We start from the raw sequence: 20289 nt of genomic DNA on the forward strand, positions 1-20289 counted from the left end.
ACTTGGCGGTTCGAGTGCAGAACGATCAGAAGGAGTCGAGGCTGCTGCGGGGCGGAGTCGGCGTATCGCCGCCCGTCGCCTCCGCGTTCGGCGTGGACAGCTTGTCGACCTCGCTGGTGACGTTCACCTGGATCTTCCGCATCTGCTCCAGCACCTCGATGTCGTGCGCGGAGAAACCGTCCCGGCTCATCCGCACGGCCTGCTCCAGCAGCTTCATCACTTCGCGGATGCGTACGGCGTCCTCGGTCGCCGCGCGGTGGAACTCGCGGTACGCCGTCGCCGCGGGGCCGCGCCAGCCGGCCTCGATGCGGTCGACGATCGCGTCCATCCGTCTGACCTGCTTGTCGAGGTGGTCCTGCATGTCGTCGAGGTCACCGGCGAGCTTGGTGAGGCCAGAGGACGTCACGCGCAGGTCGGGGCCGCCGCCCTGGCCCGCACCGGTTCCGGGCACTGCCATGCCGTATCCCCGCCCCATCGCGTCTGCCTCACACGTCACTTGCTGTTGCAATAATCCTACGGTTCGCAGTGATGTCCAGCTCGGCCCACACGGTCTTGCCGACGGTGAGCTTCTCCACGTTCCAACGGGCGGCGAGCGCACGGACGATGAGCAGGCCGCGACCGAACTGGTCGTCGGGGGTGGAGGTTTGGGGGTACGGGAGCCGTTCGCCCCTCGGGTCCGTCACCGCGACGCGCAGGGCGTTGCCGGTGAGGGACGTCTCCACGCGGAACAGACGGTCCCGTAGGCACCCGTGGAGTAGGGCGTTCGTGCACAACTCGCTTGCCAGCAGGGCCGCGTCGGCGGCGGAGCGGGGGTGGCCCCAGGCGGTGGTGAGGTGGGCGACGTGTCTGCGGGCGCGGGGGATGCTGCTCGGGTACGGGGTGTAGGTGACGGCGTCGTAGTGGTCGTAGGGGCCGTTGGGCTTGGGGAGTCCGGGAGGACAGGAGTCGGTCACCGGGACGCACCTCCGTGAGCGATGTGGGGACGGGGGCCAGGTGGGGTGGCGTTGCCGTGCCGGGTGTGGGCAGCACGGTGCACTTCCGCCAACCGGTTTCACTGGGTGGCTTGTTGTGCACTGACGGTAGCGCTCCACGGCATTCGGCAGCAACTACTATCAGGCAGAAAATTTCCTGCCTTGGTTGTGAGTTGCTTCCGGAGGGCTACAGACTGGGGCGACTCATGGGGAGGAACGCTTTATGGGCAACAACCCTGACCGCGGGCGGACGGTGACCACGGTGTTGGGCCGCAGGCTCGGTGGCGAGCTGCTTCGGATGCGGGAGGCGCGTGACCTGCGTCAGTCGCATGCCGCCGAAGCGTTGACGGCCTCAGTGACCAAGGTCGCGAAGATCGAGCGTGGGCAGGTGCCGATGCGCGACCCCGACGTCAGGGCGCTGTGTCACTTGTATGGCGAGAGCGACGAGGTCGTGATCGGCAAGCTGTTTGCCCTCGCGAAGGCGGACCGTGAGCGGCGCAAAGCGCACGGCTGGTGGAACCAGTACCCGCAACTGGAGGCGATGGTCGAGTACGTGGCGTTGGAGGACATCGCCACCAACATCCGCACATGGCAACTGGCCGTTGTCCCTGGGTTGTTGCAGACACCGGACTATGCACGGGCACTCGCGGTCGGCAACGGCCACTGGGAGGATCCGGACGAGATCGAGCCGTTTGTCGAGTCCAGGATGGCGCGACAGGCTCGGCTGCACGGAGATGCCCCGCTGGAACTGTGGGCGGTTGTGCACGAGGCCGCACTGCGTCAACTCGTGGGCGGGCGTGAGGTCATGCGGGCCCAGCTGGGGCATCTGCTGGACATGGCACGCCGACCGAACGTGAAGCTCCAGGTGCTGCCCTACCTGGCAGGTGCGCATCCGGGGATGACGAGCGCCTTCACCATCGTGTCGTTCGCCGAGCCGGGTGCACTGGACGTGGTCCACGTGGATACCACCTCGTCGACCGTCTGGCTGGAGAGCGATACTGATGCCGACCACCACAACGGGCTCTTCGACCGGATCACGCGGTTGGGCCTCGCGGGGCAGAACTCGGTCAGACTGATCGACGCGATCCTGAAGGAGACGTAGCCGGCGTGCCCGCATTCGAGTTCGTCAAGTCCAGCTACAGCGGCGGGAACGCCGGTCAGGAATGCGTCGAAGTCGCCCGCAACAACCCCACCACCATCGCCGTCCGCGACTCCAAGTCACCCGACGGCCCCATACTCCGGCTCACCCCCGCCACCTGGGCCGCGTTCATAAAACACTGAACGCACTGAACTCACTGAACGCACCGAGGGGCCCGCCGCTGGCATGCGGCAGGCCCCTCTGTACTGACAAGCAGGCTGAACGAACGTCAGATCGTCGCGAAGCCGTAGTTCAGGAGCTTCGTCGCGTCCGTCGCGCGCTGGGTGACGGAGGACGACGCGAGGACCGTGCCGATGACCGTCTTGCCGTTGCGGGTGGCGGCGAAGACGAGGCAGTACTTGGCCTCGGGGCCGGAGCCGGTCTTCACGCCGATGGTGCCGCTGTAGCTGCTGAGCAGGGTGTTCGTGTTGGTCCAGGCAGCCATCGTGCGGGTGCTGCCGGTCTTCGTGATCGTCTTGGCCTTGTACGACTTCGTCTTGACGACCGTCTTGAACGTGGCGTTCTTCATCACGTTGCTGGCGAGCTTCGTCAGGTCGCGCGGCGTCGAGTAGTTGTTGCCGTTGCCGATGCCGTCGAACGAGTCGAACTTCGTGTTCGTCAGGCCGAGCGTCTTGGCCGTCGAGTTCATCTTCGCGATGAACGACTTCACGCGCGCGGCCCGCGTCGTGCCCGTGCCGAACTTGTCGGCCAGGGCGTACGCCGCGTCGCAGCCCGACGGCAGCATCAGGCCGTAGAGGAGCTGACGGACGGTGACCTTGTCGCCGACGATCAGGTGGGCGGAGGAGGCGGTGTTGGCGACGATGTAGTCGCTGTACGCCTTGGCGATGGTGACCTTGGCGTCGAGGTTGAGGTTCGACTGGGAGAGAACGACCTTCGCGGTCATGATCTTCGTCGTGGAGCCCGTCGACCGCTTGGTGTCCGCGGCCTTCGTGTAGAGCGCCTTGCCGGTCGCGTTGTTCATCACGAAACCGCCCGCGGCCACGATCGTCGGCTTCGTGACGGCCTGCGCGGGTGCCGCGGTCAGGGCGCCGGTCGCGAGCACGGCGCCCGCGGTCACGGTGACCGCGGCGGCTCTGCGGAAGCGGCTGCCCTTGATGCCGGTAATGGCAGTAATCAACTGAGGTACCCCGAATACGTTGAATGCCCCTGAGGAACGGCCCAGTTGGAGGGGGGAAAGAAGAGGGCCGCACGTGTGTGACACGTAAGTAGCACAGAAGGTTGTGCGGTTGCTGGGCCGGGTTCCCCGAATGTGTGAAACGCCCCCGAGAACCGGCCGCGCTCCGCCCGGGTTCCGGCCGACTTCCGTCCGGGTCCCGGCCGCGGAAACGCACACCCATAGACGCAACCCCGGCCGTCCCCGGTTCCAGCCGGTCCCCCTTGGTTCCGTCCGCATCCTGGACGACCGTCCTCATGCGTACGTGTTGTATCTATGCTGTCCTCATGCCGTACCCGTCCCCCTCCCCGTCCCTCGCCGCACCCGGTCCGTCCGCACTCGCCGTCAAGCAACCGCCCGCCGCCGACCGCGTCTACACCCACGTCAAACAGGGTGTCCTGGACCGGCGTTACGAGGGCGGCACCCTCCTCACCGAGGGCGAGCTGGCCGAGGCCGTCGGAGTGTCACGGACACCCGTGCGCGAGGCGCTGCTGCGCCTGGAGGTCGAGGGGCTGATCCGGCTCTACCCGAAGAAGGGCGCTCTCGTCCTGCCTGTCTCCTCGCAGGAGATCGCGGACGTGGTGGAGACCCGGATGCTGGTCGAGCAGCACGCGGTCCGCAAGGTCGTGCCGGCGTCACCGACCCTCATCGCGCGGCTCGAGGAACTCCTGGAGCGGCAGCGGGAGCAGGCCGCCGCGGGCGACCTGGCCGGCGCCGCCGTCACCGACCGCTGCTTCCACGCCGAGATCGTCCGCAGCGGCGGCAACGAGATCCTCTCCCGCCTCTACGACCAACTCCGCGACCGGCAACTGCGGATGGGCGTCGCCATCATGCACTCCCACCCCGACCGCATCGCCAAGACGCTCACCGAGCACGCGGCGATCCTCGACGCGCTGCGCACCGGGGACGCCGAGGCGGCCGTGGAGATCGTCCATCAGCACGTCGACTGGTTCTCCCACCTGGCCCGGGGCGAGGTCCGATGAGCGGCAGCAGCGGCAGCAGTTCCAGTGCGTCCCTCTCCCTCCCCGGCGATCCGCCCGGCGGCCGCCGCGCCCTCGCCGTGTGGGGCATCGGCGTCTCCGTCTACTTCGTCGCCGTCATCTTCCGTACGTCCCTGGGGGTCGCCGGCCTCGACGCGGCCGAGCGCTTCCACGTCAACGCCTCCGCCCTCTCCACCTTCTCGATCCTCCAACTGCTGGTCTACGCGGGCATGCAGATACCCGTCGGCCTGCTCGTCGACAGCCTCGGCACCAAGAAGGTGCTGACCATCGGGGTGGTGCTGTTCACCGCGGGCCAGTTGGGCTTCGCCTTCTCCCCCTCCTACGGCACCGCCCTCGCCTCCCGCGCGCTGCTCGGCTGCGGCGACGCGATGACGTTCATCAGCGTGCTGCGGCTCGGCACCCGCTGGTTCCCGGCGCGGCGCGGGCCGATGGTCGCGCAGCTCGCGGGCCTCGCGGGAATGGCCGGAAACCTCGTCTCCACCCTGGTGATCGCCCGTCTGCTGCACGGCATCGGCTGGACGGCCGCCTTCGCGGGCAGCGCGCTCGCGGGGGTCGTGGTCCTCGTCCTGCTGCTGCTGTTCCTGAAGGACCACCCCGAGGGCCATGAACCGGAGCCCTTCCCGCACCGCGGCGCGGCCTACGTCCGCCGCCAGATCGCCGCCTCCTGGCGCGAACCGGGCACCCGTCTCGGCCTCTGGGTGCACTTCACCACCCAGTTCCCGGCGATGGTGTTCCTGCTCCTGTGGGGCCTGCCGTTCCTGGTCCAGGCCCAGGGCCTGTCCCGCGCCACCGCCGGCGAACTCCTCACCCTCGTCGTCCTGTCCAACATGATGGTGGGTCTGGTCTACGGCCAGATCGTCGCCCGGCACCACACCGCGCGGCTGCCGCTCGCGCTGGGCACGGTCGGCGCTACGGCGTTCATCTGGGCGGTCGTCCTCGTCTACCCCGGTGAGCACGCGCCGATGTGGCTGCTGATCGCGCTGTGCGCCGTGCTCGGTTCCTGCGGTCCCGCCTCGATGCTCGGCTTCGACTTCGCCCGCCCGGCCAACCCGCCGGAGCGTCAGGGCACCGCCTCCGGAATCACCAACATGGGTGGTTTCACGGCCTCGATGACGACGCTGTTCGCGGTCGGCGTCCTCCTCGACGCGACCCACGACAACTACTCGATCGCCTTCTCGGTGGTCTTCGTGCTCCAGGCGATCGGCGTCAGCCAGATCCTCCGGCTGCGGGGCCGGGCCGCCCGCCGCGAACGCGAGCGCCTGGTGGCGAGCCGGGTGGAGACGGTCCACGTGCCCGTGTGACCCCGCCCCTTCTCACTGACTCTCACGCGGCTCTCACACGGCTCCCACTCAGCTCTCACACGACTTTCTTACGCCGGTACGAGAGTGAGGTAGGCGATCCCCAACACGCCCCGGTAACTCATCCATTGGGCCCGGTGCCGGTCGAGGCGCTCGCGGGTCCCGGCGGCCAGGGGGTGATCGCCGTGCCCGGCGAGCCACACCTCCGCGTCCGCCTGGTACCCCGCCTCGAACTCCTCCCACTCGTCCGCGTTCGCCGTCTCGACCCACTCGGGACGGAACCCGGCCGCCACCGCGAGGTCGACGAGCGTCGCGAGGTCGAGATGGTCGTCGGCGGATGCCTCCGGCCACATGCGCGCCAACTCGGGCGCCGTCGGCGGGCGTTGCCAGAACCCCTCGCCGAGCAGCACCCGTCCCCCGTCGGTGACGAGCCGCCGCAACGCACCCAGTGCCTCGGAGAGTTCGGAGCTGAGGGCCTGGCTCGCACCCACACAGAGCACCAGATCGGCCGGCCCGCGCGCCGTCCCCACGGCCGACTCCTCGACGAACGCGACCCGCTCCGCGAGCCCCCGCGCCCCGGCCCCGCGCCGCCCGCGCTCCAGATCCCGCGCGTTCAGGTCGACTCCGGTACCCCGTGCCTCCGGTACGGCGGTCAGCACCCGGAGCATCAACTCGCCCCAGCCGCAGCCCAGATCGAGCACCGTCCGCGGCCCCGCACCGGCCAGCCGCCGTACGATCCGGGTCGCCCGCTCCTCGGAGAGGGGACCGTGGAAGGTGAGCCGGGTGAGGCGGGGCGGACCGTCGGCGTCGGGTCCGGCCTCGGCTCGGGCTGTGGCTTCGGTGCTCATGTCAGGCATGCGCGAAGGCTAGCGACGCCCGCCCGAACACCGACAACGAATTTCTACGGCTCCGCCCGCCCCCTGCTGTGCTAGCGCGTGACCGCGAAGTTCCGCAGTATCGACGCCGACAGCTCCGGATCGCCGTCCGCCTTGACGCGGTCCGCCACCGCGTCGGGGGTGACGCGCCCGCAGGCCAGCCGGACGTACGTCTCCCAGTCGAGGATCAGCGTCGCGGCGGGGCCGAGCGCGGGGACCGTCTCCAGGGTGCCGCGGCCCTGGATGTCGACGCGGATCGTACGGAGGAACTCGACCGGGCCGTGCACGTCGAAGACGACCGCCGAACTGCGCGGGGCGCCCGAGTCCTCGGCGACCACCTTCGGGAGCGCGGCGAGGAGCACGTCACGGGCGATGTGCGCGCCGGGCGAGTCCAGGTTGCCGGGGCGGCCGAGGGCGGCGCGCAGGTCCTGCTCGTGCACCCAGATGTTGAACGCGTGGGTGCGCATGGACTCTTCGAGCGTGACCTCGGTGCTGACATGGCCGCGTACCGTCCGGCCGGGCTCCCGCGACTCGTTGCGCAGTTGCCGGTTGCGCCGGATGATCGTGTACTCCAGCTCCGACGTCATCTCCGGCGCCGTGTGGTGGCGTCGGACGTCGACCTGCATCTCCATGTACCGCTGGTGTTCGTTGGTGACGTGGTAGAGGTCGCGCGGGAGGGTGTGGATGGGGCGCGGGTCGCCGAGCATCTCGTTGTCCAGCCCGATGACATGGGAGACCACGTCGCGCACCGACCAGCCCGGGCACGGCGTTCGCCGGTTCCACTCTCCCTCCGCGAGCGGGGTCACCAGCTCGGATATCGCTTCGATGGAGTGGGTCCAGGCGTCGGCGTAGGGCTGGAGAGTGGGATGCAGACTCACGGAACGGGACCCCTCGGCGGTCGGTACTGGTCAGGCGGTACAGGTCTGGTGATGGCGGCGTTGCCAGCGGGAGGTGGCTGTCGGCGGGTGTCTCGAAACGCTAAGTTACGCTGCTGTGAGGCACCCCGGCAGTGCTTTCGTGTGACGATCGTAGGCCCGTGTGAACGGGTCGAATGCCAGGACGGTGGTAGTGTGCGCGCCTCTCTCCTTCAGATCGCCGTAGAAGAGGACGAATCGGTCGAATCCCGTCGGGGCCGAGTGGCCTCGCTCGTCCGCGAGCAGGCCGGGGCCGACCTGGTCGTCCTGCCGGAGCTGTGGACCACGGGTGCGTTCGCCTACGAGCGGTTCGCCGAGGAGGCCGAGCCGCTCGAAGGGCCGACCTACGAGGCGATGGCCAAGGCGGCGAGCGACGCGGGGGTATGGCTGCACGCGGGCTCGATCCCCGAACGAGACCCAGAGGGCCCCCTCTACAACACGTCTCTCGTCTTCTCCCCCTCCGGTGAACTGGCCGCCGCCTACCGCAAGATCCACCGCTTCGGCTTCGACAAGGGCGAGGCCGTGCTGATGGGCGCGGGTGGCGAACTGGTGACGGTCCGTCTGCCCGGGACGACCCTCGGTCTTGCCACCTGCTACGACCTCCGTTTCCCCGAACTCTTCCGCGGTCTCGTCGACGCGGGCGCCGAGACCCTCGTCCTCTCCGCGGGTTGGCCCGAGCGCCGCCGCTCCCACTGGACCCTCCTCGCCCAGGCCCGCGCGGTCGAGAACCAGTCGTTCGTCCTCGCATGTGGAACGGCCGGTACGCACGCCGGAGTTCCCCAGGCCGGTCACTCGATCGTGGTCGATCCCTGGGGCGAGGTCCTCGCGGAGGCGGGCGCGGGTGAGGAGATCCTCACGGTGGAGTTCGACCCGGGGAAGGTGGCGGTGACCCGGGATCAGTTCCCGGCGCTGAAGGACCGGGTGCTGGGGCTGGAGCGGCCGGGACGCGCGCGATGACCGGCAGAACCGGGCGCACCCAGGCCGCGCTCGAACGCGCCTTCCTGGCCCTGGACCGCGGCATGGGCGGAGCGAACCCCCCATCCGCACCCCAGGCGTTCGCCGCCCGATACCCGGCGGGCTGCGCCACGGTTCCGGCGCTGCTCGTCGCCCTGCTCGCCGGGGGCTTCTCGGTGCTGCGGACGGTCCTCGTCGGCACGTGCGCGTGGCTGCTGTTCTGGGCGATCCTGCACGCCGAACGCCGCCGCCAGGCCCTCTACACCCGCATCGGCTACGACACCGTGTCGGCCGGCTCCTGGTCGACCGCCCGCCCCGTCAGAGTGCTTGCCACGATGCTCGTCGCCTGGGTCCCCGTGACGGTGTTCATCTGGCTCGTGGGCAGGACGCAGGACGACCCCTACGGCTGGACGACCAGCGCGGTCTTCGGCGCGCTGGCCGTCGCGGGCGGCTACGTCGGGGACAAGGCACGCCGCCGGACCCGCGCCGGCACAGCCGCCGACCAGGACGTCGGCTAGTCCTCCCGCTCCTTCTCCGCCAGGTGGATCACGCACACCGCCACCGCGATCAGCAGCGCCGCGTCCGCGTCCTCCCGGACGATGTCGACGCCGTAGGTCTCCCGGACGTGCAGCCAGCGCCGGGAGATCTGCGCGAGCAGCTCGCCGTCGTAGTCCACCCCGAACTCGCGGTCCAGGATCTTGCCGCTGACGTCGAGTTCGGTGCCGTCCACCAGGGACACCCGGTAGTGGTTGCGCAGCAGGGAGAACCGCTTGCGCTTGATGGTCGCCAGGGGCTCACCGTCCCGTTCGATGACCATCGTGTCGCGCAGGGCGAGCATCTTCTTGTGGATGTCGATGAGCACGCGCCCGTGCGTGTCCTTGAGCTCGAAGGTGTCTCTGATGCGCATGGCCTTGCCGTCGACCAGGAACACCTTGTTGCCGTGCTGGTCCTCGATCCAGTAATCCTCACCGAAGCCGAGGATCCGATCGCGTACGAGGAATCTCATGACATTACGGCTTCCCCGGCAGCCGGTCCGAAACGCCGCCGATAGGCCGACGGGCTCAATCCGGTCTCCTTCCGCAGCCGTACGCGCAGGTTCGCACCGGTGCCGAGCCCGCACCGCGCGGCCACCACGTCCAGCCGTTCCTCCCCGCGCTCGATCAGCCGGCAGGCCAGGGCCACCCGCTCCCCGGTGAGCCACGCGAGCGGCGTCGTCCCGAGCTGTGCCCTGAAGCGCCGGTGCAGGGTGGCGGGGGAGACGGCCGCGCGGGCGGCCAGTCCGGCCACCGTCAACGGCTCCCCCAGCCGCTCCTGCGCCCACGCGAGCAGCGGCGCGAGCGACTCGTCGGGCACGTCGGGCAGCGGCCGTTCCACGAACTGCCGTTGCCCACCGTCCCGATGGGCCGCGAACACGAGCCTCCTGGACACCGCGTTGGCGATCTCGGCGCCGTGGTCCCGCCGTACGACATGCAGCCCGAGGTCGAGCGCGGCGGCGCTGCCGGAGGCGGTGAGGATGTCGCCGTCGTCCACGAAGAGGACGTCCGGTTCGAGCCGCACGCGCGGGTGCAGCATGCGGAAGCGGTCGGCCCACATCCAGTGCGTGGTGGCCCGGCGCCCGTCCAACAGCCCGGCCTCGGCGAGCGCGAAACTCCCGGTGCACAGGCTCATGACACGGGCCCCGCGCGCGTGAGCACGCCGAATCGCGTCGAGGACGTCACCACCGCGCGGTACGACGTTGTCGGGCCGGCCCGGCACGACGAGGGTGTCCGCCGAGTCCACCGCGTCGAGACCGTGCGCTCCGGTGAGGGTGAAGAACCCGTGGTTCATCCGCACCTCACGCGTGGGCGCGCACACCAGGACTTCGTACAGGGGCCCGGGGAGCCCGAGTTCAGGCCGGGGCAGCCCGAACAGCTCGGTGGCGACACCGACCTCGAAGGGGTTGGTGCCCTCGTCGACGATCACGGCGACCCGGTGCGGACGGGTGGGCGGACGCTGAGAGGATCCTTGCGGCATGTGCGATTCCTAGCACTCGTACGGCCGCTACGACACCCCGCACGCTGACCTCATGGAACCCATCGCGCTAGCTGCCGCCCTCGCCTCCTTCACCGACCGGTGGAGCCCCCGCATCGTCACCACCGTCAACGACTACGACGTACGCGTCGCGAAGGTCGAGGGCGAACACCTCTGGCACACCCACGACCACACCGACGAGTTCTTCCTGGTCCTGGAGGGCGAGTTGCACATCGCGCTTCGCGAGTCGGCGGGGGAGCGCACGGTCGTCCTCCCCAAGGGCTCCGTCTTCACGGTCCCCCGCGGCACGGAACACAAGCCGTACGCCCCGATCCCCACGGAGATCCTCCTCCTCGAACCGACCGGCACGCTCACGGTCGGCGACCAGCATGAGGAGATCCCGGCGCATGTGGACGCGACGACGGGTCACACCTTGAACTGACCCTTCAGGGCGGTGAGTAGGGAGTTCAGGGTGGTGGGGGTGGGTGAGAGGAGCGTGGTGGGCTCGTCGCTCTCGCGGAGGTGGAGGGTGGTGAGGGTGGCGGCTATCTCCAGGCAGTCCTCGTCCTCGCCGCCCCCCGAGTAGGACGACTTGTGCCAGTGGAGAGTGGGGGACATCGGTGGCCTTTCACAGTTCCTGGGCGATGCGGCGGATGAGGTCGAGGGAGGCGCCCTGGGTGAGGGCAGCGCCCTCGATGCGTGCCAAACGGGCCTGGTAGCGACCCAGTTGAGCGGGAGCGTCGAGGAAGACGGACCCGTGCGCCGAGTCGAGCTGCACGGTGTTCAATTGTGCGACGGCTCCGCCGACGTACTGCATGGAGTGTCCTGAGCCCGCGAAACCGTCCGTGGTGAACGGGATCGCGCGGATCGTGACGTTCGTCCGCTCGGTTGCTCGCGCGAGATGGTCAAGCTGGGCGCGGGTGACCTTCGGGCCGCCAACACGCATGCGCAGAGCGGCTTCATGGATGATCACGTCATACGGCGTCTCTGAGTCGAGCACCTGCTGGCGCTGCATCCGGAACATGACGCGAGCCTCTCGCCCGGCGTCCGGAAGGTCTGGTTGCACGAAGACCGAGGCCGCGCGTACGTGATCCTCGGTTTGGAGGATTCCCGGGATATGTACGACCTGGAAGGTGCGGACGTACGACGCGTGGTGTTCCAACTCGGCGATGTCGAGCGCTCCGGGTGCCAGAACACCTCGGTACTCCATCCACCAGCCCTTACTGCTCGGATTCGCCATCTCGGCCAGCGCATCGATGAGTCGATGATCGCCGCACTCGTAGAACTCGACCAGCCTGCGCAACCGCTCCTCGCTGATGCCGAACCGGCCTGACTCGATGTGACTGATCTGGGTCTGGTTCACGCCCAGGAACGCGGCGGCGTCTCGCGACTCGATGCCGGCGGCCTCCCGCAGTCGACGCAGCTCCGCGCCCAGTCTCGCTTGACGCGCGGTGGGGGTGGGCCTTGGTGGCATGGCGTCCTCCTTCAGGGCAATTATTCAATACCGCTTGAGCCGTATCAGGCTGAGCCGCTATGGTCGTAACGTATCTCACGGAGGGTGCCCAACTGGTCACCCATCCGCAACTCCCGCACGCCCACCGCTCGTTGGAAGCGCCACCCCGACCATCGACACCGGGGCGCCGGACAGCAACGAGCCCGGGCTCGCACAAACCCCCCTCACCCCACCGGAGTTGATGCCCCATGCCCTCGTACACCCTCATCTGCCCACCCCTCGACACCTCCCCGCACATCGCCCGCGACTTCGTCGCCACCGTCCTGGGCACCCTGGACCTGGACAGCAACATGATCGACGACGCGATCCTGTGCACCTCCGAACTCGTCACCAACGCCTGCGTCCACGCGAAGGGCGGTGACGGCACGGTGTTGTGGCTGGCGGTGGAGGAGGGACGGCTGCGGGTCGTGGTGTACGACGGCGACGAGAACCCGCCGGTGATAAGGGAACTCACGACGGACGCGACGGAGCGCACCGGCGGTCGAGGCCTGTATCTCGTGGACAACGTCACCGAGGGCCACTGGGGCCACGGCCCGGACATCCCCTACGGCGGCCAGCCGCACCCGGAGGGCAAGGCGGTGTGGTTCGACCTGCCCGCAGCCCTGCCCGTGGACAAGCCCGTACGACGCCCGGCGAGGTGACTGTCAGCGATGGGTGGCACTCTTGTTTCATGACCGACGCATCCCCGGCCCCGACTCCCCGCCGCGCCCGAATCCGCGCCCCCCAGCTCACCGGCAAGGGCGGCTGGCTGAACACGGGTGACAAGCAGTACACCCTCGCCGACCTGCGGGGACGCATCGTCATTCTGGATTTCTGGACCTTCTGCTGCATCAACTGCCTGCATGTTCTCGACGAGCTGCGGGAGCTGGAGGAGAAGCACCGGGACACGGTGGTGATCATCGGCGTGCACTCACCGAAGTTCGTGCACGAGGCCGAGCATCAGGCGGTCGTCGACGCCGTGGAGCGGTACGGGGTGGAGCATCCGGTGCTCGACGACCCGGAGTTGGCCACCTGGAAGCAGTACGCCGTGCGCGCGTGGCCGACGCTCGTCGTGATCGACCCCGAGGGGTACGTCGTCGCGCAGCACGCGGGCGAGGGGCACGCGCACGCCATCGAGCGGCTGGTGGCGGAGCTGGAGACCGAGCACGCGGCGAAGGGGACGCTCCGGCGCGGGGACGGGCCTTATGTGGCCCCGGAGCCCGAGCCCACCGTGCTGCGCTTCCCCGGCAAGGCGATCGCCCTCCCCGGCGGCACCTTCCTGGTCAGCGACACCACCCGGCATCAACTCGTCGAGCTGGCGGCCGACGGGGAGAGCGTCGTACGGCGGATCGGTTCCGGGGCGCGGGGGTTCGGTGACGGGACCGCCGACTCCGCGGCCTTCAACGAACCGCAGGGGCTCGCCCTCGGCGAGGACGGGTCCGTCGTTGTCGCCGACACCGTGAATCACGCCCTGCGGCGCCTCGACCTCACCACGGGTGCCGTGACCACCCTCGCGGGCACCGGCCGTCAGTGGATGCAGGGCGAGCCCACCTCGGGTCCCGCCCGCGAGGTCAGCCTCTCCTCCCCCTGGGACGTGGCCTGGTGGCAGGGCAAGGTGTGGATCGCCATGGCCGGTGTGCATCAGCTCTGGGCCTACGACCCCGTCACGGACACGGTCTCCGTCACCGCCGGCACCACCAACGAGGGGCTCGTCGACGGGCCCGGCGCCGAGGCCTGGTTCGCGCAGCCCTCGGGGCTCGCCGCGACCGCCGACCGGCTGTGGCTGGCCGACTCCGAGACGTCCGCCCTGCGCTGGGTGGACCTGGACGGCGCCGTCCACACCGCCGTCGGCACCGGACTCTTCGACTTCGGGCATCGTGACGGAACCGCCGAACAGGCGCTGCTCCAGCACCCGTTGGGCGTCACCGCGCTCCCGGACGGCTCGGTGGCGATCAGCGACACGTACAACCACGCACTGCGCCGCTACGACCCCGCGACCGGCGAAGTCACCACGCTGGCCACGGACTTGAGGGAGCCGAGCGACGCCGTGCTCGTCGGTGACGAGATCCTGGTCGTCGAGTCGGCCCGGCACCGACTGACCCGCCTACGGTTGCCGGAAGAGGCGGTGCGCGTCGAGTCCGTCGCCCATCGCACCCGGCGCGCGGCCACCGAAGTCGCCCCAGGCGAGCTGAAGTTGGACGTCATCTTCCAGGCCCCTGCGGGCCAGAAACTCGACATCCTCCCCCACGCTCGAACAGACTCGCGCGGGGGGACCCCCATCGGCCCCTCGACCAGGCTCCTCGTCTCCGCCACCCCACCCGAACTGCTCCTCGCCGGCGAGGGCGCGGGCACGGACCTGAACCGCACCCTCACCCTCAACGAGGCTGTCGCGGAAGGCGTGTTGCACATCTCCGCGATGGCCGCGTCCTGCGACGACGATCCGTCCAACGAGTTCCCGGCCTGCCATGTCCACCAGCAGGACTGGGGCGTCCCGGTCCGCCTCACCGAGGGCGCGACGGACCGCCTCCCCCTCGTCCTGGCCGGCATGGACGACCGGGAGGACCAGCCCGACCAGGACGCCTGAAACGAGGGATCAGCAGCACAGCAAAGGGCTACCGTCGCCGCGCCCGCGGCGCCAGCTTGTACACCGCCATCCCCGCCGCCACCAGCGTCGTCGCCGCCACCATCATCGCCATGCTGTTCAGCCACAGGCCCGTCGCGGCCAGGGTGGCACCACCGGCGCCGGTCGTGCCGGCGCCGACAACTCTTCCGTACATAAACGTTTCTCCTTGCGGACGTGAAGTGATGTGGGGGATGGGCCTAGGTGGCCACCCACCTCTCCTCGCTGCGGCGGACCAGGCCCCACAGGGAGGTGAAGTAGACGGCGTGCTGGAAGAGGTCGTAGAGCATCTCGGGGATCATCAGCGCGGCGACCAGGACCGCGACGGGGCCCGCGCGGCGGACCGAGACGGTTTTCTCGACCACGAAGATCAGGCCGATGGCGGTCCAGAACGGGGAGAGGCCGGGGAAGCCGTAGACCGTCGTGTAGGTCGCCATGAAGGTCAGGTAGATCAGGAAGGACAGGGCGCCGAAGCCCATCAGGAACTGCTGGAGGAAGTAGCGGGCGGTGACACGTGTCCAGCCGTAGTCGCGGAGGTTCTCCAGGGCGCCGCGCTGCCAGCGCAGGCGCTGGTGCCAGAGTTTGGGGAGGCTGGTCATGACCTCGGTGGTGACCGCGCAGCCCGCCGGGGACATGGCGCGGTAGCCGAGGGTCTTGACCGCCTTGGTCATCTCGTCGTCCTCGGTGAGGGAGGCGAGGCTGTAGTAGCCGTCGCCGCCGCCGATGCGGCCCGAGTGGCGGGCGTCCCGCACCTCGCGCAGGACGCGGGCCCGGAACATGGTGCCGGTGCCGGTGAGGACCTGGGCCTTGCCGCCGGTGCGGTCCAGTTCCCAGGCGTAGCGCTGGAACTCCATGCGCTGGAGCAGGCCGAGGAGTCCGCCGCCCTTCTCGCCGTAGAAGACTCCGCCGACGGCGCCGACCTTGCGGTTGAAGGTGGCCATCGCGGTCTCGCTGAACCAGGGGTTGAGGATCGTGTCGGCGTCCTGGACGAGGAGGAGGTCGCGCTCGTCGAGGTGGGGCAGGACCCAGTCGATGGCCTGGTTGAGGGCGCCGGCCTTCTTGTGGGTGTTGCCCCGGGTGGCGAAGATGTCCGCGCCGTGCGAGGCGGCGACCTCGGCCGTGTCGTCGGTGCAGTTGTCGGTGACGACGACGATCAGGTCGGGCTTGCGGGTCTGGCGCCACAGGCCCTCGATCGCGGCGCCGATGCGGTCCGCTTCGTTGTGGGCCGGGATGAGTACCACCAGCCGTGGTTCGAGCACGGCAGCAGCCCCCCGCGAAGATCGTGAGACGGGCCCGGGGCTGCCTCTCCCCGGGCCCTCAACTGCACGAAGTCTTCACGAGGTTCACACAACCGCACAATGCGCCCAGCGTCACGGATTGCTCACGGTTGACTGTGTATGTCCTGTGCGGGCGATTCGGCGCGTGTGCGGGGTACGCCCACCTATCCGCCTGCGAAGGTGTGGCTCACGCGCCGTATCCGCCGCGGTAGCCGCGCGACTCGTCGTCCTCGACGACGGTCGTCTGACCCGGTATCACCACGCGCCGGCGCCGGGCCATGCTGCTGAACGTCACGACGCCGATCAGCCCGACGACCATGAGGATCACGCCGACCAGGTCGAGATTGACCCCCTGCATGTGCCAGTCGGTCGCGAACGTCAGAATCGCGCCGACGGCGATGAGGATGATGCATCCGCCCAGGCCCATGAGTGTCGCCTCCCTGTGCTGTCCGGGCCGGTCGTCCCGGTCCGCACCCCGGGTACCCGGGGAACCAACACCCATGCGCCGAGCGGGACAACACCCATGAGCCAGGCGGGAGTTGGCTAACCCTCCAGGAACGCCACCAGCGCGTTGGCCAGCAGGAACGGGTCGCGGTCGCCGCAGAGTTCGCGGGCGCTGTGCATCGAGAGGATGGCCACGCCGATGTCGACGGTCTTGATTCCGTGGCGGGCCGCGGTGATCGGGCCGATCGTCGTGCCGCAGGGCATGGAGTTGTTGGAGACGAAGGTCTGGAAGGGCACGCCGGCCTTCTCGCAGGCCGCGGCGAACACCGCGCGGCCCGAACCGTCCGTGGCGTAGCGGTTGTTGACGTTGACCTTGAGGATCGGGCCGCCGTTGACGCGCGGATGGTGCGTCGGGTCGTGCCGCTCCGCGTAGTTGGGGTGCACCGCGTGACCCGTGTCGGAGGACAGGCAGACGGTCCCGGCGAAGGCACGGGCCCGGTCCTCGTACGAGCCGCCGCGCGCGAACACCGAGCGCTCCAGGATCCCCCCGAGCAGCGGGCCGTCCGCGCCCGTGTCGGACTGCGAGCCGTTCTCCTCGTGGTCGAAACCGGCCAGCACGGGGATGTACGGCAGGTTCTCGCGGGCGGCGGCGGAGGCGAGCGCGGCGGCGCCGGAGTGCAGGGACAGCAGGTTGTCCATGCGCGGAGCGGCCACCAGCTCCTGGTCGCGGCCCAGGTAGGCGGGCGCCTCCACGGAGTGGGTCATCAGGTCCCAGCCGGTGACCTCGCCCGGCGCGAGCTCCGACTCCTCCTCCAGGAAGGCGATCAGATCGCCGTCGCGGACGTCGTCGCCCAGGCCCCAGATCGGCTGGAGGTGGCGCTGCTTGTCCAGCTTGAGTCCGTCCGCCGACACGGAACGGTCCAGGTGGATGGCGAGTTGGGGCACCCGGAGCAGCGGCCGGTCCACGTTCACCAGCCGCGTCGAACCGTCCCGCAGGGTCAGCCGGCCGGCCAGACCGAGGTCGCGGTCGAGCCAGGAGTTGAGCAGCGGCCCGCCGTAGATCTCGACGGCGACCTGGCGCCAGCCGTGCCCGCCGGTGTCGGGGCGCGGCTTGACCCGCAGGTTCGGGGAGTCGGTGTGCGCGCCGACGATGCGGAAGGGGGTGTGTGGGGCCGCGCCCTCGGGGACGTACCAGGCCACGATCGCGCCACCGCGCAGCACGTACTTGCCGCCGGTCGTCCCCTCCCAGGCGTCCGTCTCGGCGACCTGCCTGAATCCGGCCTTCTCCAGCCGCTCGGCGGTGTTCGCCACGGCGTGGTACGGCGTGGGACTGGCCGCCAGGAAGGACATCAGATCGTCGGTGTGGCCGCGGTCGAAGCGGATGGGTGCGCTCATGGGGTTCACCTTAACGACGTACGAGGGCCCGCTCCCGGGGGTGGGAGCGGGCCCTCACAAGGGCGATGTGGGGATTCGCGAAGCTGTACCGGTGTTGTCCTGGAACGTGTCGGGGGCTTGTCTAGAAGGCTGCCTCGTCCAGCTCCATCAGGTCCAGTTCTACGCCCTCGGCGACCTTGCGGGCCAGGGTCACGCCCGGCAGAACGTTGCCCGCGAAGAACTTCGCGGCCGCGATCTTGCCGGTGTAGAAGGCACGGTCCTTGGCGGAGGCCGTCTCCAGTTTCTCGACGGCGACCGCGGCACCCTTGAGGAGCAGGTAGCCGACGACGACGTCGCCGGAGGCGAGCAGCAGGCGGGTGGTGTTGAGGCCCACCTTGTAGATGTTCTTGACGTCCTCTTCGGTCGCCGCGAGGTCGGTCAGCATCAGGCCGACGATGGCCTCCAGCTCGACGGCCGCCTTGGCGAGGTGCTCACGGGCACCGGCCAGGTCCTCGCCGCCCGTCCCCAGCGCGAGGAACTCCTTGATGTCCTCGGCGAGGGAGTTGAGGGCGCTGCCCTGGTTGCGGACGATCTTCCGGAAGAAGAAGTCCTGGCCCTGGATGGCGGTCGTGCCCTCGTACAGGGTGTCGATCTTGGCGTCCCGGATGTACTGCTCGATCGGGTACTCCTGGAGGAACCCGGAGCCGCCGAAGGTCTGGAGCGACTGGGCGAGCTGCTCGTAGCCCTTCTCGGAGCCGTAGCCCTTGACGATCGGCAGGAGGAGGTCGTTGAGCGCGTGCTCGGTGGACGTGTCCTCGCCCTCGGCCTCCTTGACGGCGATCGTGTCCTGGACCGAGGCGGTGTACAGCACGAGCGCGCGCATGCCCTCAGCGTACGCCTTCTGCGTGATCAGCGAGCGGCGCACGTCCGGGTGGTGCGTGATGGTGACCTTGGGCGCGGCCTTGTCCATGAACTGCGCGAGGTCGGGACCCTGGACGCGCTCCTTGGCGTACTCAAGAGCGTTGAGGTAGCCGGTCGACAGCGTCGAGATGGCCTTCGTGCCGACCATCATGCGAGCGAACTCGATGATCCGGAACATCTGGCGGATGCCGTCGTGCTTGTCGCCGATCAGCCAGCCCTTGGCGGGGTGGCGGTCGCCGAAGGTCATCTCGCAGGTGTTGGACGCCTTGAGGCCCATCTTGTGCTCGACGTTGGTGGCGTAGACGCCGTTGCGCTCGCCCAGCTCGCCGGTCTCGACGTCGAAGAGGAACTTCGGCACGAGGAAGAGGGAGAGGCCCTTGGTGCCGGGGCCGTGGCCCTCCGGCCGCGCGAGCACGTAGTGAAGGATGTTCTCCTCCATGTCGTGCTCACCGGACGTGATGAAGCGCTTGACGCCTTCGATGTGCCAGGAGCCGTCGTCCTGCTGGACGGCCTTGGTCCGCCCCGCGCCGACATCGGAACCGGCGTCCGGCTCGGTCAGCACCATGGTGGACCCCCAGGTCCGCTCCACCGCGAGCTGCGCGATCTTCTTCTGTACGTCGTTGCCCTCGTCGTAGAGGATCCCGGCGAAGGCCGGACCGGAGCAGTACATCCACACGGCCGGGTTCGCGCCGAGGATCAGCTCCGCGTACGACCAGATCAGGGAGGGCGGAGCCGTCGTACCGCCGATGGCCTCGGGGAGGCCCAGCCGCCAGTACTCGGACTCCATGAAGGCCTTGTAGCTCTTCTTGAAGGAGGCCGGGACGGGCGCGGTGTTCGTCTTCGGGTCGAAGACCGGCGGGTTGCGGTCGGCGTCGGCGAAGGACTCCGCGAGCTCGTTCTCCGCGAGCCGGGTCAGCTCCTCCAGGACGCTCTTGGCGGTGTCCGTGTCCATCTCCGCGAAGGGACCGGTGCCGTACAGCTTGTCGCGCCCGAGGACCTCGAAGAGGTTGAACTCGATGTCGCGGAGATTCGACTTGTAGTGCCCCATGGCGACGACTCCGTAGAGAGATATGTACAACGAGATGCGTACGCGAGATGTGTACCAAGCAGTAGCAAGCAATAACTACGATGATGCTACCCGTCGGTAATAAGAAGCAACCCCAAGCCGTCCATCTGTGACTCAGTACTCTTGCTCGCATGTATGGATACGGCCCGACCATGGATGGGGGCGCGGCCCAGCAGGGGTATGTCCCGCCCCAGCAGCAGATGGCCGGTGGCGTGGGCGGCTACGGCCAGCAGCCGCCGCTCTACCCCGAGCCGTCCCCGCCCTCGCTGGCGGACGCGGTACGCGCGTTCACCACCGGGCAGATGGCCGCGGAGGACTTCCAGCAGGTCTTCGCGACGTCCAAGGTGTACTGCCCGCGCGGCGACAACCCGGGCTTCCTCGCGCTCCACAACACCCAGCAGCCGGTGATCCCGATGTTCACCTCGCTGAAGGAGCTGCGCCGCTACGCCGGCAAGGAGTCCAAGTACTTCGTGATCACCGGTGCCGAGGTCATCGACCTGCTGCCGACGGGGTACGGCTTCGTCGTCGACATGGAGGGCGAGCACCGGATGGTGTTCGACGCGAAGGCGGTCGAGCAGATGGTGGAGTTCGCGATGCGCAGGATGTACGGCTGAGCAGCCCGGCTCGGTTGATCGGTTGATCAGCTCGATCAGTGACTCGATGGCCTAGTCGCTGAAGTGCGGGGCGCGATCCGACGAGAAGTCGGCGGTGTTACCGGCGCGGCGGGGGTGTGCCCCGGGTGGCTGGAAGTGTGCGGTTC

24 protein-coding genes are annotated in these 20289 nt (G+C 69.1%); 10 read left to right on the forward strand and 14 right to left on the reverse strand.

Going from position 1 to position 20289, the window contains the following annotated elements; genetic code table 11:
- Window positions 1-25 precede the first annotated feature (25 nt).
- Both ACIRRY_RS17070 and ACIRRY_RS17075 read right to left on the reverse strand, forming a co-directional pair.
- The gene (locus ACIRRY_RS17070; protein WP_403973012.1) at window positions 26-457 is read right to left on the reverse strand and encodes a WXG100 family type VII secretion target; all 432 of its coding nucleotides are present in this window, start codon (window positions 455-457) and stop codon (window positions 26-28) included.
- Between the two features lie 28 nt (window positions 458-485).
- Window positions 486-953 carry an ATP-binding protein gene (locus tag ACIRRY_RS17075; RefSeq protein WP_403973014.1) on the reverse strand — a complete coding sequence of 156 codons (468 nt, stop codon included), beginning with the start codon at window positions 951-953 and terminating at the stop codon, window positions 486-488.
- 241 nt (window positions 954-1194) lie between these two features.
- Here ACIRRY_RS17075 and ACIRRY_RS17080 point away from each other — a divergent pair, with 241 nt between their 5' ends.
- Both ACIRRY_RS17080 and ACIRRY_RS17085 read left to right on the forward strand, forming a co-directional pair.
- Window positions 1195-2073, forward strand: a complete 879-nt coding sequence (locus ACIRRY_RS17080) for a helix-turn-helix domain-containing protein (protein WP_403973017.1) — start codon at window positions 1195-1197, stop codon at window positions 2071-2073.
- Window positions 2074-2078: 5 nt separating this feature from the next.
- Window positions 2079-2252 (forward strand): DUF397 domain-containing protein, encoded by a 174-nt coding sequence (locus tag ACIRRY_RS17085; RefSeq protein ID WP_403973019.1) that lies wholly within the window; start codon window positions 2079-2081, stop codon window positions 2250-2252.
- A gap of 86 nt (window positions 2253-2338) precedes the next feature.
- Here the strand turns inward: ACIRRY_RS17085 and ACIRRY_RS17090 are convergent, their stop codons facing one another.
- Window positions 2339-3247, reverse strand: a complete 909-nt coding sequence (locus ACIRRY_RS17090) for a D-alanyl-D-alanine carboxypeptidase family protein (protein WP_403973021.1) — start codon at window positions 3245-3247, stop codon at window positions 2339-2341.
- A gap of 323 nt (window positions 3248-3570) precedes the next feature.
- Between ACIRRY_RS17090 and ACIRRY_RS17095 the strand changes: the two genes are divergently transcribed.
- Both ACIRRY_RS17095 and ACIRRY_RS17100 read left to right on the forward strand, forming a co-directional pair.
- Window positions 3571-4266, forward strand: a complete 696-nt coding sequence (locus ACIRRY_RS17095) for a GntR family transcriptional regulator (RefSeq protein WP_403973023.1) — start codon at window positions 3571-3573, stop codon at window positions 4264-4266.
- Window positions 4263-5585 carry a nitrate/nitrite transporter gene (locus tag ACIRRY_RS17100; protein ID WP_403973025.1) on the forward strand — a complete coding sequence of 441 codons (1323 nt, stop codon included), beginning with the start codon at window positions 4263-4265 and terminating at the stop codon, window positions 5583-5585. The genes ACIRRY_RS17095 and ACIRRY_RS17100 overlap by 4 nt, the downstream gene beginning before the upstream one ends.
- 68 nt (window positions 5586-5653) lie before the next feature.
- Here the strand turns inward: ACIRRY_RS17100 and ACIRRY_RS17105 are convergent, their stop codons facing one another.
- Window positions 5654-6430: an SAM-dependent methyltransferase gene (locus ACIRRY_RS17105; protein WP_403973619.1), complete on the reverse strand. Its 777-nt coding sequence runs from the start codon at window positions 6428-6430 to the stop codon at window positions 5654-5656.
- Window positions 6431-6510: 80 nt separating this feature from the next.
- Window positions 6511-7335, reverse strand: a complete 825-nt coding sequence (locus ACIRRY_RS17110; RefSeq protein WP_403973028.1) for a maleylpyruvate isomerase family mycothiol-dependent enzyme — start codon at window positions 7333-7335, stop codon at window positions 6511-6513.
- Between the two features lie 192 nt (window positions 7336-7527).
- Here ACIRRY_RS17110 and ACIRRY_RS17115 point away from each other — a divergent pair, with 192 nt between their 5' ends.
- A complete protein-coding gene (locus tag ACIRRY_RS17115) occupies window positions 7528-8328 on the forward strand; it encodes a carbon-nitrogen family hydrolase (protein WP_403973030.1) in 801 nt (266 codons plus the stop codon).
- Window positions 8325-8843 (forward strand): hypothetical protein, encoded by a 519-nt coding sequence (locus ACIRRY_RS17120; protein WP_403973033.1) that lies wholly within the window; start codon window positions 8325-8327, stop codon window positions 8841-8843. The genes ACIRRY_RS17115 and ACIRRY_RS17120 overlap by 4 nt, the downstream gene beginning before the upstream one ends.
- On the opposite strand, the gene ACIRRY_RS17125 is transcribed toward ACIRRY_RS17120, so the two are convergent.
- A complete protein-coding gene (locus tag ACIRRY_RS17125) occupies window positions 8840-9331 on the reverse strand; it encodes an LURP-one-related/scramblase family protein (RefSeq protein ID WP_403973035.1) in 492 nt (163 codons plus the stop codon). The genes ACIRRY_RS17120 and ACIRRY_RS17125 overlap by 4 nt on opposite strands.
- Window positions 9328-10338 carry a GlxA family transcriptional regulator gene (locus tag ACIRRY_RS17130; protein ID WP_403973037.1) on the reverse strand — a complete coding sequence of 337 codons (1011 nt, stop codon included), beginning with the start codon at window positions 10336-10338 and terminating at the stop codon, window positions 9328-9330. Before ACIRRY_RS17130 ends, ACIRRY_RS17125 begins: the two co-directional genes overlap by 4 nt.
- Before the next feature lie 52 nt (window positions 10339-10390).
- On the opposite strand from ACIRRY_RS17130, the gene ACIRRY_RS17135 reads away from it, so the two are divergent.
- A complete protein-coding gene (locus tag ACIRRY_RS17135; protein ID WP_403973039.1) occupies window positions 10391-10777 on the forward strand; it encodes a cupin domain-containing protein in 387 nt (128 codons plus the stop codon).
- Here ACIRRY_RS17135 and ACIRRY_RS17140 read toward each other — a convergent pair.
- Both ACIRRY_RS17140 and ACIRRY_RS17145 read right to left on the reverse strand, forming a co-directional pair.
- Complete coding sequence (locus tag ACIRRY_RS17140) at window positions 10762-10953, reverse strand: DUF397 domain-containing protein (RefSeq protein ID WP_403973041.1); 192 nt, start codon at window positions 10951-10953, stop codon at window positions 10762-10764. The genes ACIRRY_RS17135 and ACIRRY_RS17140 overlap by 16 nt on opposite strands.
- A 10-nt stretch (window positions 10954-10963) precedes the next feature.
- Window positions 10964-11809, reverse strand: coding sequence for a helix-turn-helix domain-containing protein (locus ACIRRY_RS17145; RefSeq protein WP_403973043.1), 846 nt, complete (start codon window positions 11807-11809; stop codon window positions 10964-10966).
- A 227-nt stretch (window positions 11810-12036) separates the two neighbouring features.
- On the opposite strand from ACIRRY_RS17145, the gene ACIRRY_RS17150 reads away from it, so the two are divergent.
- Together ACIRRY_RS17150 and ACIRRY_RS17155 are read left to right on the forward strand one after the other, a co-directional pair.
- The gene (locus ACIRRY_RS17150; protein WP_403973045.1) at window positions 12037-12489 is read left to right on the forward strand and encodes an ATP-binding protein; all 453 of its coding nucleotides are present in this window, start codon (window positions 12037-12039) and stop codon (window positions 12487-12489) included.
- A 29-nt stretch (window positions 12490-12518) separates the two neighbouring features.
- Window positions 12519-14411 (forward strand): thioredoxin-like domain-containing protein, encoded by a 1893-nt coding sequence (locus tag ACIRRY_RS17155; protein ID WP_403973048.1) that lies wholly within the window; start codon window positions 12519-12521, stop codon window positions 14409-14411.
- A 28-nt stretch (window positions 14412-14439) separates the two neighbouring features.
- On the opposite strand, the gene ACIRRY_RS17160 is transcribed toward ACIRRY_RS17155, so the two are convergent.
- From ACIRRY_RS17160 to ACIRRY_RS17180, 5 genes are all read right to left on the reverse strand, one after another.
- Entirely contained in the window at window positions 14440-14604 is a 165-nt protein-coding gene (locus tag ACIRRY_RS17160; protein ID WP_200712931.1) for a hypothetical protein, read from the reverse strand.
- Between the two features lie 43 nt (window positions 14605-14647).
- On the reverse strand, window positions 14648-15706 hold the full coding sequence (locus ACIRRY_RS17165; RefSeq protein WP_403973050.1) for a glycosyltransferase family 2 protein: 1059 nt from the start codon (window positions 15704-15706) through the stop codon (window positions 14648-14650).
- 205 nt (window positions 15707-15911) lie between these two features.
- Complete coding sequence (locus tag ACIRRY_RS17170; RefSeq protein ID WP_266859456.1) at window positions 15912-16151, reverse strand: DUF6458 family protein; 240 nt, start codon at window positions 16149-16151, stop codon at window positions 15912-15914.
- A 116-nt stretch (window positions 16152-16267) separates the two neighbouring features.
- On the reverse strand, window positions 16268-17563 hold the full coding sequence (locus ACIRRY_RS17175; RefSeq protein ID WP_403973052.1) for a M18 family aminopeptidase: 1296 nt from the start codon (window positions 17561-17563) through the stop codon (window positions 16268-16270).
- Between the two features lie 121 nt (window positions 17564-17684).
- Window positions 17685-19511, reverse strand: a complete 1827-nt coding sequence (locus ACIRRY_RS17180) for an acyl-CoA dehydrogenase (RefSeq protein ID WP_403973054.1) — start codon at window positions 19509-19511, stop codon at window positions 17685-17687.
- Window positions 19512-19660: 149 nt separating this feature from the next.
- Between ACIRRY_RS17180 and ACIRRY_RS17185 the strand changes: the two genes are divergently transcribed.
- Window positions 19661-20143: an SseB family protein gene (locus tag ACIRRY_RS17185; RefSeq protein WP_403645571.1), complete on the forward strand. Its 483-nt coding sequence runs from the start codon at window positions 19661-19663 to the stop codon at window positions 20141-20143.
- Window positions 20144-20289: the final 146 nt, after the last annotated feature.

The organism is Streptomyces sp. NPDC101776, from assembly GCF_044766845.1.
GTDB lineage: Bacteria > Actinomycetota > Actinomycetes > Streptomycetales > Streptomycetaceae > Streptomyces.